We start from the raw sequence: 13648 nt of genomic DNA, 5'->3' as shown, positions 1-13648 counted from the left end.
GTCAAAAAGAGTAAATAGAGTCGTTATCTCCATATCAGCTCATTAACTCTTATAAAACCTACAGCATATTACTAGAAGCAACATTACGATAAAACAAGGTCAAAAAAAACCACCATATCGCTATGGTGGTCTCTATAAGTAATCTAGCTTACTAGATGGCTTATTAATATGGATTAGAACTTAATAGTCAGTCCTGCTAAGATATTAAACTCTGCCTGTGGATAATAAGCAGATCCCCATTCTGGGTCATAATATCCATTAGACATATACTTCACATTGAATATATTATTTGCTAATACAGATACACCTACTGATCGTACCCATCCTTTAATCGGGAACTCATAAGTAGCACTTAGATCGTTGATAAAGTAGGAATCAAGCTTTGATTCTTTAGCATCTATGTTGGCCATATATTGTTCTCCCACGAATTTCGTTAGAAGAGATACACTCATCCCCTCTACAGGTAAATACGTAATGGCATTAGATGCGATAAAATCAGGAGAGAACGCGATATTCGTAGTACCTAGATTTACAGGTAGTCCATCTACTGTCGTCATAAAGTTCTTATTCTTATTAGCACTAATAGTCATACTAGGTGCCCAATATAACTTATCTAATACTCTCACATTCGCATCGATCTCGATACCTGCTCTATAACTATCACCACTATTCGCTCTTAACATAGCTCCTACGTCGTTTATTTCTCCTGTTAAGATAAGTTGGTTTTTATACTTCATATAGTAGGCATTCACGTTCACAGTAGCACGGTCTCCTTTATATCTCCATCCTAGCTCATAGTCATCCATGCTCTCAGACTTAGGCTTTCCTTCTCCTTCATAGTCCTTCCTATTCGGCTCTCTATTCCCTTTAGCATAAGAGAAATATAGTTGGTTCGAATCATTCAGCTGATAAGTAATACCTCCTTTTGGGTTAAAGAAGTTAAATTTATCATCTACTAACCCTGTCTCGATACCGTTAGCCTCATAAGTAACACGTCTATACTGCATATCTCCAAATAAGCTCCACTGATCGGCGAACTGCCAAGTGGCCTTCGCATAGAAGTTAAGGTCTGTCTTTACAGCATCATCTCTGTAATACTCATAGTTAGGTGCTATCTTCACAGGTTCTCTAGTCCACAACACATTACCGAAGTGGTCTCCTTCATATTTATTAGCTCCTCCACCTAAGATTACATTAAGCTTATCCGTAGTATAGTTCGTATTAAACACCATACCGTAGAAATGATTCGCTAGGCTCTTCTGTCTGATAAGGTCTGTCTTATTTACCTCCTTGCCATCTACGATAATAGGTCGGAATCCATAAGTCTTAAACTTCTGGTTTGTCTTATAGTTCTCATAATATCCATCACCCTTAGTATAGTGAAGTGATACATTAGATGACCATGCTGGTGACCACTTCTCACTCCAATGTAGCTGATAGTGTGTCTGGATATAATTATCCGTCTCATTGTCATAGAACTGCGTATTACCTTGATCATCCTTATACTTCCCTGCAGGGTTATAACGACGACCATACTTATCTATGTCTGCCTGAGATACACCATTCCACGCTTGATAAGTCTTCTGCTTACCACCGAATACGACAGCCTTCACTAATGATGTCTCACCTACATACACTCCCTGTAAGTAGTATGACTTCATTCTAGAAGAAGCTCGGTCTATATACCCATCAGACTTCATATCTGATAGACGACCCGCAATCTCAAACTTATCATTGATCAATCCTGTGCTAAACTTCACAGTAGACTTACGCGTATTATAACTTCCGAAAGAATTAGAGATTTCTCCATTCGCCTCATGTGAGAAGTCATCTGTCTTTAGATTAAGACTCGCACCGAATGCGGCTGATCCGTTAGTAGAAGTACCTACACCACGCTGTAACTGTAGATTCTGGACAGATGATGTAAAGTCTGGCATATTTACCCAAAACGAACCTTGTGACTCTCCATCGTTATAGGGAATCCCGTTTAAGGTCACGTTGACACGTGTAGCGTCTGATCCTCGTACTCTGAAACTAGAGTACCCTATCCCGTTACCAGCATCTGTAGTAGTCACTACTGAGGTCATATAAGACATGATGGTAGGGATGTCTTGTCCGAGATTGCGCTTTCCGATCTCGTTCTTAGACAAGTTAGCATAAGCGATAGGCGTCTTCTCATCTGCACGAACAGCTGATAATACGATCTCGTTAAGTGTTGATTGTTGAAAAGAATCATTAACTTGTTTCTCTTGTGCATAGGTCGAACTTGCACAAACAGCAGTTAACAATAAAGATTGAAGTAATGTTTTTTTCATTCGTAAAAAAAATATCTACAAATAAAAGGGGCAATTATTCTTATTAATTAATAATTACACTAGTCCATAACAGTTCTAGAATGAACTGTATATACTCCCTTGGCAGCATTACCCGCCCAGGTTCTATGGGTATGATCTCAGCCGTATGGCACCCCTTTGAGATTTATAATGCAAATATAGGCTGTTTTTCAAGAGAAAAACAACTATATCTAAGAAGAAGAGATGTTTAACACCTTTTTGGTTAAAACACTCTCTTTCTCAAGGCTTTCTTTAAAGAATTCTGTTGTTTATTGTCTTTTCTTTTTTGCAATACTCTACGCGGAGTTTTTGTCTCTCTACGTTCTTTCTCGATGTGTAGTCCTATCGCTAATAACTGAAAGAAACGATCAATCACAATCTCTTTATTCTTAACCTGACTACGTGTATTATCTGCGTCTAGAATAAGTACACCTTCTTTATTAAATCTATTCTTCAGACGTTCTAATAGCAGTGTTCTCTCTTCTTCTGTTACTCCTTGAGAGTTTAGACAGTCCCAAGACAGAACCACTTTAGACGATACTTTATTTACATTCTGACCACCAGCTCCACTACTGCGTACAGCCTTAAATGTCAGTTCTCTTTCTATTATTTCTCTAAGCATTTTTCTCTATTTATTGTTTTATACCACGATATATAAGCCATAATAGCTAATACTGTAAAGATAGCAAATTGTACTGCTAATATTCCATATCCTCTATAAGCATATAGCGGAACAGAGATAATATCTCCTATGATCCACAGTGTCCAGTTCTCTATCTTCTTTAAGGCCATATAATACATTCCAGTGAAAAAGATACCTGATGTGATAATATCTATATAGTTCTCAGGTAGGATCTCTTTGCCAGAGAAGTGATATACGCCATAGATGATCACTAGTGTAACTGCGAATATGATAACTCCCTTTATCTTCTCACTAGTGTTCGTACGACTAATCTTTAGAAGAGTATCTCCGTCTTTCTGTCTAGACCAATTATACCCCCCATAAACACTCATGATAGAGTAATATCCGTTCAAAATCATGTCTCCATAATATCCTATCACATAGAGTAAGTAAACAGTGATAATCGTAGCGATAATACCTGTAGGATAGACAAGGATGTTCTCCTTACCTGCATACCATACACTCATAATCCCAAAGATAAACACTACTGATTCTAATACTATCTGAAGCATACTAGCCTCTCTATATGCTCCAAAAAAAAAGTCAATCATAACAAATACACTTAAAATAAAAAACCGCACTCTTCATGGAATGCGGTTCAAAAGTATAATATATCTTTCTAATTAGTTGTTTCTACTCATTACAATTCTCAGAATATACCAGAAAAGTAACATTAACGAAGCAAATAAAGATAGAGCAGCTGGTACGTGTTGGTTAGCTGCGTATTCATTTTTAATCTGCCATGTAGAGTATAAGATCGATCCAGAAGCTAAAGCTACCATCGCTAAAGAGAACCATAACCCAAGGTTAAATCCGAAGATCATACCACAAATAATAGTACCTAGCGCTAAGAAGAATCCAATACTAAGGATAGATCTCATAAAAGAGAAGTTAGCATTAGAGCTAAATACTACTCCTGTCAATCCTCCAAATAAAGCCAATGTCATAATACCTGCCTGAGAAATCAGAGTAAGGTCATTAGTCATAGACATAGCGATATATAAAATAGGCACAAAGATAAATGCCTCTGCTAATACGTATAGAAATAGTCCAGCGTACTGAACCTTCTTATCTACTGAGTTATCAGCAAGTTTCTGTGCATACCAAGTGATCCCCATAAAGGCACCTAGTACGATCAACCATGAGAACTTACCCATCCCAATAATAGTAAACATCCCTTCTACAATGAAAGGCGTGTTTAACATGATAGCTTCTAATACAATAAAAGCTAATACCCCTGCTGCTAAAGTAGCATAAGTCTTTTTATAAAACTGTGCTCTTACTACTTCAGATTCCATAGCTACAGGAAGCGTGTAATCAACATTTTTAAAATTATTTTCCATTATCTATATTTTTTTCAAAAGTACTAATTATCTTTTTAAAATTACTATTGCATTAAGACTCTAATGCATAAACCAACATAAAGTTATCTAATTCCACTGCTTTATACTTGAATTCTTGATTAAAAACCTCATTATTAACAAAACATTCATTCTTTTTAAGTTCTACCTGCATATCTTTTTTAAAGCTTAGACTGCGTGATTCACACATCTTAAACATGGCTTCTTTCGCACACCATATCTCTGTCAATGCATCAATCTCATCCAAAGAATTTAAAACTGTGTTTAGCTCTTCTTCATTACAAAACTTATTTGCTATACGCTTTATCTTATCGCGCTTCATCTCTACATCTATCCCCACATTCTCCTTACCGATGATAATACTAGCATACTCAAACGAATGCGAAATAGAAATAAATGAACCATCACTAAGACTAGGTCTACCATTTGTATCATAACATAAGTCATCATCACTATATCCTCCATAGCGCAGTAACTGTCTGACTGCCATAAATCCCTTTTGGTGTACTTCAGATTTCATCCCTTTTAATCGCTCAGAAGAACGCTCTTGTAGAACAACACCATTCATCAGCTCCTCAAGATTCTCTTCTACTTTCCATATCAAAACCTTGTAAGTTTCTCCTTTGATTTCTTTTACTAAAGGCATCTTATCTATATCTATTAATTACTCAGACAAATATACTTGAATAATAAAAAATCTTAAAAAACATTTTACTCAACCGTAACGACCTCTTCCTTAATCTACCAAAAAAAGCCACTCGAATGAGTGGCTTTTTTGGTATTATCACAACCGTAATATTATTGTTTCTTTAACAAATCTCTGATTTCTGCTAAAAGATCTTCTTGTGTTGGAGCTGGTGGTCCTGCTGGTTCAGCTGGTGCTGCCTCCTCTTTCTTTCTCAATGAGTTAACTCCTTTAACCAAAAGGAATACACATAGAGCAAGTAAAGTAAAGTTAATTACTTCTGTGATGAAACTACCGTAAGCGAATACAACATTTCCATCAATTTCTCTCGCTGCTGTCAAGGACGCTCCAGTTGGTGCATCACCTTTTAGCACTAAATACATATTAGTAAAGTCTGGTGTACCAATAATAGATGATACAATAGGCATAATAACGTCGTTAACAACACTTGTAACGATTTTACCGAATGCTCCCCCAATGATAACCCCTACTGCAAGGTCCATTACATTCCCTTTAACAGCGAATTCTTTAAATTCTTTTACAAATCCCATAATCTTGATTGTTTAAGTTTTGAAGTGTTAAAAATATAACTTTTTTACTCTATAAAAAAAATTCTTTTAACGCGAAGTGCAATACTCGTTAAAATCTCATATGGTATTGTTTTTATTTTCTCAGCTATAATATTGACTGGTAAGTCTTTACCAAAAATAATTACTTCGTCATTTTCTTGACAATTTATATTTGTCACATTAATCATTAACATATCCATACATATAGATCCTGTAATCTCCGCTTTTTGCCCATTTACCAACACATAGCCCACAGGTCCCCATGAGCGATGTACTCCATCAGCATATCCTATTGGTACTGTTGCGATACGTGTTTTGCCTTCTGCACGAAATCTTCGACCGTATCCTACACTGTCTTTATCATTGATTTCTTTGATTTGCATAATGCGAGTTTTAAGTGTGCTAACATTAGCCAATTGTTGCATTTCTTCTTTATCATTACCTACTCCATACAGTCCTATTCCCAATCGAACCATATCAAATTGATATTCAGAAAAATTAAAAATACCTGATGTATTCAGAATATGGCGTATCGGGTTAATCCCTAATTCTCGTATTAATTTATCTGAATTATGAGTAAACATCTCTATCTGCCCTAATGTAAAGTCTGTATACTCAGGCATATCACTTGATGACAAATGTGAGAATATAGATTTGACTTCGACTACATTAGTATGTCTAAGTACATCTATTAGCTCATCTATATCTTCTGTCAAGAAGCCATGTCTATGCATCCCTGTATCCAGCTTGATATGGATAGGATATTCATAACAGTTGCGTTCTCTAGCTACCTTTAAGAATGCGTTGAGCTCACGTACAGAGTACACCTCTGGCTCTAGATCATACGCTATCATTGCTGAGAAAGCATTAATCTCAGGATTCATCACTATAATCTTAGTATTCACACCAGCTTTGCGCAATTCTATCCCCTCATCTGCAAAGGCTACTCCTAGGTAATCTACCTTCTCATGAGCTAAGAGTTTTGCTACTTCATAGCTACCATTACCATACCCAAACGCCTTGACCATCACCATCACTTTAGTCTCTGGCTTTAGTTTTGAACGGTAAAAATTAAGATTGTGACACATCGCAGTAAGGTTAACCTCTAGTACAGTCTCATGTGTTTTTTTCTCTAACATCGTGACAACCCTATCAAAGCGGAATCCTCTAGCTCCTTTGACTAAAATATTTTCATCACTAAAGTCCTCTACCGATATTTTTTGTAAAAACTCTTCTGTATCTCTATACAGATAAGTATTCGTCATTCCGACTAAGTACTTACTTATATGTTCTCCTATGCCGATCACACGAGTTATCTGATGTGTAGATAACAGTTCTTTTAGCTGACCATATATCTCTCCTTCCTCATATCCACTCTTAAACATGTCAGATAGTATCACAGTCTTAGATGTACTTACCTTGTGCTTTTCTAGAAAGTCCAGAGCGATAGATAGCGACTGATAATCTGCATTATATGCATCATCTATTATCGTACAGTTATTCACACCATTCTTTACCTGCATACGCAGTTCTACAGGATAGAGTCCTTGGATACGCTGTGCTATCTTCTCTGAGTCATACCCTAAATAAGACATCGTGCTAATACAAGTCATGATATTACGCACAGAACTATCATCTGTAAATGGAAGTTCTACAGAGTACGAATCTCCTTGATTAATAGATACCATAAGAGTAGAAGAATGAAGCTCTCCATAGACTTTTGCTGACTTATCTATCAGGCTCCAAGTATACACAGAGGTAATAGGACTGAAGTATTGTAGTAACAACTCATTTTTCTCACAAATAACTACCTCAGCATCCTGGAATAGTATTGCTTTCTCACTCACTTTTTCTTCTAAGGAGCGAAATCCTTCTCCATGCTCTTCTGTAAGTGCTGTAAAAACACCTATAGTAGGTTTGACCACCTTAGTAAGTCTCTCCATTTCACCCACAGTAGAAATTCCAACTTCGAAGATACCTAAGTTGTGCTTCTCCTCTATCCCAAATACAGATAGCGGAACACCCGTCTGAGAATTATAACTCTTAGGGCTCTTGATGATCTTATACTCTTCACTCAGCAGATAGTTAAGCCACTCTTTTACGACTGTCTTTCCTTTACTACCAGTAATGCCTATAACCGGAAATCCGAAAAGATCCCTATGAAAAATAGCTGCACCCTGAAGTGCAGCTAATGTATTATTAACCTTAAAGAAAAGCACTCCTTCTATAGAACGTACCTTACTCTGATCAGAGATGACGATATATCTAACTCCTTTATTTACCAATTCTTCGATATAATCATGTCCATCATGATTACTCCCTTTTAATGCAAAAAATAAAGTGTGCTGATCATTCTGTAATGACCTGCTGTCTACGGATATATTCGAAATATCTATATATTCATTCTTACTATTACCTATAATGTCTGCTCCAATGAATGAACAGAACGCATCCGTATTAAATTTCATTATTTTGCCTTATTTGATACACAAAGGTAAAGAGAGTCATACCACTCTCTATCTATATAAAATCTTAAAAATTACATTTTATATAAGACCAACCTGCTTCTTGTTTTTCGATGATATAAACTAATCCTGAAGGAACGAATCCTACATTCTCGATAATATCTGATTTATCTATTTTGCGAGCGTTGATTGTATTCTCACACGCAAAGAATTGTATTCCTTTTTGCATCACTACCTTAAGAGGTTCTCCTACCATCGTCTTGCTTTTTCTAAGCATTCCGATACCAGGTCCATGCACTACTACTTGTATTGTTACATCCTCTTTCCAGTGATTTCTAACATTAGTTACATAAGTCATTAGTGCATTCTGTTCATTAATGTTGTCTGTGTTTAATTGAAATACAACGTTGTGCTTTGTATTTTTCATAAGTATATCTATTTTTAAGTTTTGGGTTCTATTTTTTAAGTTCTATAAAACTACTAAAAACCACTCATATCGACTAATAAACTCTCACAAACTTTTGCCACTATTCTCTTTAAGATTCTATTCAGGTCAAAACCTATACATTCAAAAAAAGAAATTACTTTTTTTTGTTTTCAGCCTAAATAAACTCCTGTTTATACCCTAAAAAAACTTTTATTACCTACTTTTTTAAAAAGAATACCACAAAAACCACCTTCAAAGACAATTTAATCAAAAAATCACATCCTTTTTTTCTTCATCAAAAAAACCATAACTACCTAAAATACAAAATAATAACCCCTTAACATTCCCATGATACATTTATAACTACATTGCCCTTAATCCCAGTAAAATAAGGGTTTAGAAGCGTTTCCTTGGACAATAATAGGACAATAACCCGATAATAGTGGACATAGCAGTACCTCTGCCCAATAATTCTTCTTTTATATACCTACTATTCTCCTCTAACGAGAATGCTAAACTTCCTTAATACTTACTCTTAGGCTACTATAGGTTTGCCCTACATCATATCTTGTATAAACACAAAAAAGGAGTTCTCTGTATCCTAGGTTACATTTCTTCTCAATTTTAATCGAGAACTTTGTCTTATTAAATTAAATATTATGGAATGGATATATGGCCCATGGCCTTGGTATGTAGGAGGTTTATTCATCGCTACTACACTTATATTACTTTTATTAATGGGCAAATCTTTTGGTTTTTCCTCTAATCTGCGCACCATGTGCTCTATGATGGGAGCAGGTAAGAGTTGTGATTTTTTCTGTTTTAACTGGAAGGCACAGACCTGGAACTTACTCTTCTTGGTAGGTACCATAATAGGAGGGTTTATCGCATATCACTACTTGAGTGTAGAGCCTGCAGCGATACCGTTAGCCGATCAGACGATAGAGAAGCTACATACACTAGGTATAGAAAGTGCTGGCAAGGCATATATACCTACAGAGCTATTCTCTAATGAAGTATTCGGTTCTATCAAATCTATCGGACTACTACTAGTAGCAGGGTTCTTCGTAGGCTTTGGCTCTAGATATGCAGGAGGATGTACATCAGGACATGCGATCAGCGGACTGAGTAATCTACAGTTGCCTTCCTTAATAGCAGTAATTGGTTTCTTTATAGGAGGGTTAATTATGGTACACCTGCTGTTCCCTTTTATTTTTTAATACAAATGATTAACAATATTTATATCAATAAGATACAATGAAAAAATTAGCCTATTTATTAGTCGGGATGCTTTTCGGGATAGGAATGTTTAAATCTGGAGCGGCTTCGTGGTTCAGAATATATGAAATGTTCCAGTTCGACAGCTTCCACATGTATGGTATTATGGGAACAGCATTAACCATAGCTGTTATCGCAACCTATATTATCAAGAAAAAGAATATTAAAGACCTGTCTGGCAACCCAATAGAGTTTACCCCAAAAGAGAAGAGTGTACCTCGTTATCTAATAGGAGGAATCTTCTTCGGATTAGGATGGGCACTAGGAGGCGCTTGTCCAGGACCTATGTTTGCCTTATTTGGAGCAGGTTTTTTACCTATACTGATTGCCATCATTGGAGCGTTATTAGGGACTTGGTTCTATGGACTGATCAGAAGATGGCTTCCTCATTAATAAACAATATGGATTAAAGGAGGGAATACTTTTGATATATTGTCTCGATAAAGTAACTTAGAACCATTAATTCATTTGTTTATTCTTTTATGGAACATATCATACGAAATAAGTACCGCTCTATCTTTGAAGAAAAACTACTAGACGAGATCATAGAGGTATCCACTATAAAAGACTTTAAAGAGGGAGAGAAATTGATGGAGATAGGAGAGTACATTAAGAAGATTCCTCTACTCCTAGAAGGTGCTATCAAAATCATCAGAGAAGATCAGCGAGAAGGAGAGATCGTGCTATATTATATAGAAGAGGGCGATACCTGTGCGATGACTCTGACCTGCTGCTTAGGGGAGACTAAGAGTCAGGTGCGCTCTATAGCAGAGCGCGATGGTAGCGTAGTACTAGTCCCAGTAGGAAAAATGGATGAATGGCTGGTAAAATATAAGACTTGGCGAAACTTCGTACTCAACAGTTATAACAACCGTATGAACGAAATGCTAACGGCTATAGACAGTCTAGCTTTCATGAATATGGAAGAACGTCTGTGCAACTTACTGAGAAGTAAAGCAAAAATATACAATAGCCGCTTTATCAACAATACACATCAAGAATTAGCTGACGAACTAAATACATCTAGAGTAGTAATCTCTAGAATACTAAAAACCTTAGAAAACGAAGGTATTATACAGCTCAATAGAAAGTATATAGAGCTACTTAAGCCTTAAGTACAGATATGGATTATACAGCATTAATAGGGTATGCTCTAGCCTTACTCATCGGGATATCACTAGGTCTTATTGGTAGTGGTGGGTCTATACTCACTGTGCCTATCCTTGTGTATATCATGAAGGTAGAGCCCTTCATAGCTACTGCATACTCACTATTCATAGTAGGATCTACTTCTCTAGTAGGAGGTATAAAAAACTATATAGATAAGAAAGTAGATCTAAAAACAGTATTGCTCTTCGGGATACCCTCTGTTATCGCAGTATTTATCACGAGAGCCTACTTACTCCCACTTGTACCAGATGTGATATCTATCGGCAGCTGGAGTATAGATAAGAATATTGTGCTGATGATCTTATTTGCCTTAGTGATGTTCACTTCTGCTACTAAGATGATCAGACCAAGAAAAGAGATAGAGATACAAGATGCTAAGCCTGCCTTATCAGGGTTAGTACTACAGGGTATCTTGATCGGGCTACTAGCAGGGACAGTAGGTGCTGGAGGAGGGTTCTTAATCATACCTGCCTTAGTCTTATTTGCCAAGATGCCAATGAGACAGGCTGTCGGCACTTCATTGTGTATCGTGGCTATACAGTCCTTAATAGGATTCTTAGGTGATCTAGGTCATACGGCTATGGACTGGGCGATGCTACTCACTTTTAGCGGAATATCTATTATAGGGATCTTCATCGGGATCTATTTAACGAGGTATGTCCCTGACAAAAATTTAAAAAAGAGCTTTGGTTATTTCGTACTGATCATGGCTATTTATATACTAGTTAAGGAAGTGTTTTTATAGTTTGTAACCTAAGTTACTGTCATTTTAAAAACATCTTCTTACTTTTACTTCAAACAAAGAAATAAATTACAACATGAAAATAGAACAAATTTATACAGGATGTTTAGCTCAAGGAGCTTACTATATAGAGAGCAACGGAGAGGTTGCTATCATCGATCCACTAAGAGAGGTACAACCTTACTTAGACAGAGCGGCTAAAGATAATGCGACGATTAAATATATCTTCGAAACACACTTCCACGCAGACTTCGTGAGTGGACACGTTACATTAGCTGAGAAAACGAATGCTCCTATCGTATATGGGCCAAATGCTAACCCTACATTTAAAGCGCATATCGCTACAGATGGAGAGGTCTTTAAAATAGGAAATATCACGATCACAGCATTACACACTCCTGGACATACGATGGAGAGTACTACGTACTTACTAAAAGATGAGAATGGAAAAGATCATGCTATCTTCAGTGGAGATACATTATTCTTAGGAGATGTGGGGCGTCCTGACTTAGCTCAGAAAGCGGCTGACTTGACTCAAGAGCAATTAGCAGCTACATTATACAATAGTTTACGTACGAAGATCATGCCATTAGCAGATGACGTTATCGTATATCCTGCTCATGGTGCTGGGTCTGCCTGTGGAAAGAATTTAAGCAAAGAAACTGTCGGTACACTAGGAGACCAAAAACAAACGAACTATGCACTACGTGCTGATATGACTGAGGCAGAATTCGTAAAAGAAGTGACAGACGGTCTACTACCTCCTCCTGCATACTTCCCACTAAATGTGAAGTTAAATAAAGAAGGATATGAGAATGTAGAAACTATCATCAATAATAACAAAGCCCTTACTCCAACAGAGTTTCAAGCTTTAGCAGAAGAGTCTGGTGCATTATTATTAGACGTACGCTCTGCTGCAGACTTCGCTAGTGGTCATATACCTGGGGCTATCTTTATCGGATTAGACGGTCAGTTCGCTCCATGGGTAGGTGCATTAATCACAGATATCAAACAGCCAATCTTATTAATCACTCCAGAAGGACGTGAAGAAGAAGCTGTGATCCGTCTATCTCGTGTAGGATATGACAATACGCTAGGATACTTAAAAGGAGGATTCTCTACTTGGAAAACAGAAGGATTTGAATACGATACAGTACAACAAGTAACAGCAGAAGAACTAGCTGATAGAATAGCTAATGAGGATATCAAGGTAGTAGATGTGCGTAAACCAGGAGAGTATAACTCTGCTCATATCAACTATAAAAACTTGACTCATTCTCCATTAGATTATATCAATGAGAACATCGCTGACTTCCCAACAGAAGGTAAATTCTTTATCCACTGTGCAGGAGGATACCGCTCATTAATCGCTGCTTCTATTTTAAAAGCTAGAGGATACCACAATATGATCGATGTAATCGGAGGTTTCGGTGCGATTAAGAATACAACTATCCCATTGCAAGAAGGAGGTAGCTGTACAGCAACATGTCCAACAACTAAACAATAATACAATGAGTAATTTTCAAGAGTTAATCGATAGAGATCAGTTAACTTTAGTTGATTTCTTCGCTACGTGGTGTGGTCCATGTCAGATGCTAGCTCCTGTACTGGAGGAAGTAAAAAAAGAGCTACAGGATGACATCTCTATTATCAAGATAGATGTAGATAAAAATACTGCTCTTACCACCCAATATAGTACACAATACCAGATGAGAGGTGTGCCTACACTAATGCTTTTTAGAAAAGGTAAACTACTGTGGAAACAGTCTGGATATATGGATAAGCAGACGCTACTAGGTCATATCGATCAGTATAAGCATAATTACTAAAATAAGGCTACTCTATCAAGAGTAGCCTTATTTTTTCTAATACTATTCAAATATTTCACCACCCTATTTATCATATTTTCAGTTTATTAGAATTAATATTCTATATT

The 13648-nt window shown here is 36.7% G+C and carries 14 protein-coding genes; 6 read left to right on the top strand and 8 right to left on the bottom strand.

Features of this window, described 5'->3' with window-relative positions:
- Positions 1-173 precede the first annotated feature (173 nt).
- From HX049_RS03720 to HX049_RS03685, 8 genes are all read right to left on the bottom strand, one after another.
- On the bottom strand, positions 174-2315 hold the full coding sequence (locus HX049_RS03720; RefSeq protein ID WP_286414180.1) for a TonB-dependent receptor: 2142 nt from the start codon (positions 2313-2315) through the stop codon (positions 174-176).
- A gap of 241 nt (positions 2316-2556) precedes the next feature.
- Positions 2557-2955: an alternative ribosome rescue aminoacyl-tRNA hydrolase ArfB gene (gene arfB, locus HX049_RS03715; RefSeq protein WP_006259754.1), complete on the bottom strand. Its 399-nt coding sequence runs from the start codon at positions 2953-2955 to the stop codon at positions 2557-2559.
- Complete coding sequence (gene pnuC / locus HX049_RS03710) at positions 2940-3566, bottom strand: nicotinamide riboside transporter PnuC (protein ID WP_286414179.1); 627 nt, start codon at positions 3564-3566, stop codon at positions 2940-2942. The genes arfB and pnuC overlap by 16 nt, the downstream gene beginning before the upstream one ends.
- 72 nt (positions 3567-3638) lie before the next feature.
- Positions 3639-4361: a Bax inhibitor-1/YccA family protein gene (locus tag HX049_RS03705; RefSeq protein WP_286414352.1), complete on the bottom strand. Its 723-nt coding sequence runs from the start codon at positions 4359-4361 to the stop codon at positions 3639-3641.
- 49 nt (positions 4362-4410) lie between these two features.
- On the bottom strand, positions 4411-5022 hold the full coding sequence (locus HX049_RS03700; protein ID WP_286414177.1) for a 4'-phosphopantetheinyl transferase family protein: 612 nt from the start codon (positions 5020-5022) through the stop codon (positions 4411-4413).
- 152 nt (positions 5023-5174) lie between these two features.
- Entirely contained in the window at positions 5175-5612 is a 438-nt protein-coding gene (gene mscL, locus HX049_RS03695) for a large conductance mechanosensitive channel protein MscL (RefSeq protein WP_286414175.1), read from the bottom strand.
- Positions 5613-5656: 44 nt separating this feature from the next.
- A complete protein-coding gene (locus HX049_RS03690) occupies positions 5657-8098 on the bottom strand; it encodes a bifunctional UDP-N-acetylmuramoyl-tripeptide:D-alanyl-D-alanine ligase/alanine racemase (RefSeq protein ID WP_286414173.1) in 2442 nt (813 codons plus the stop codon).
- A gap of 64 nt (positions 8099-8162) precedes the next feature.
- Positions 8163-8522: a DsrE family protein gene (locus HX049_RS03685; RefSeq protein ID WP_286414172.1), complete on the bottom strand. Its 360-nt coding sequence runs from the start codon at positions 8520-8522 to the stop codon at positions 8163-8165.
- A gap of 659 nt (positions 8523-9181) precedes the next feature.
- Here HX049_RS03685 and HX049_RS03680 point away from each other — a divergent pair.
- The 6 genes from HX049_RS03680 (at position 9182) to trxA (ending at position 13541) form a co-directional block, all read left to right on the top strand.
- Positions 9182-9742 carry a YeeE/YedE family protein gene (locus HX049_RS03680; protein WP_286414170.1) on the top strand — a complete coding sequence of 187 codons (561 nt, stop codon included), beginning with the start codon at positions 9182-9184 and terminating at the stop codon, positions 9740-9742.
- A gap of 37 nt (positions 9743-9779) precedes the next feature.
- Positions 9780-10193 (top strand): DUF6691 family protein, encoded by a 414-nt coding sequence (locus tag HX049_RS03675; RefSeq protein WP_286414167.1) that lies wholly within the window; start codon positions 9780-9782, stop codon positions 10191-10193.
- 89 nt (positions 10194-10282) lie between these two features.
- Positions 10283-10915, top strand: a complete 633-nt coding sequence (locus HX049_RS03670; protein WP_286414165.1) for a Crp/Fnr family transcriptional regulator — start codon at positions 10283-10285, stop codon at positions 10913-10915.
- An 8-nt stretch (positions 10916-10923) separates the two neighbouring features.
- Positions 10924-11715, top strand: a complete 792-nt coding sequence (locus tag HX049_RS03665) for a sulfite exporter TauE/SafE family protein (RefSeq protein WP_286414163.1) — start codon at positions 10924-10926, stop codon at positions 11713-11715.
- Positions 11716-11788: 73 nt separating this feature from the next.
- Positions 11789-13219 (top strand): MBL fold metallo-hydrolase, encoded by a 1431-nt coding sequence (locus HX049_RS03660; RefSeq protein ID WP_286414161.1) that lies wholly within the window; start codon positions 11789-11791, stop codon positions 13217-13219.
- Positions 13220-13223: 4 nt separating this feature from the next.
- Positions 13224-13541, top strand: coding sequence for a thioredoxin (trxA, locus tag HX049_RS03655; protein WP_006259770.1), 318 nt, complete (start codon positions 13224-13226; stop codon positions 13539-13541).
- Positions 13542-13648 lie beyond the last annotated feature (107 nt).

Source organism: Myroides odoratimimus (genome assembly GCF_030326305.1).
In the GTDB taxonomy this organism is placed as follows: domain Bacteria; phylum Bacteroidota; class Bacteroidia; order Flavobacteriales; family Flavobacteriaceae; genus Flavobacterium; species Flavobacterium odoratimimum_A.
This window is presented reverse-complemented; position numbering and strand designations above follow the sequence as displayed.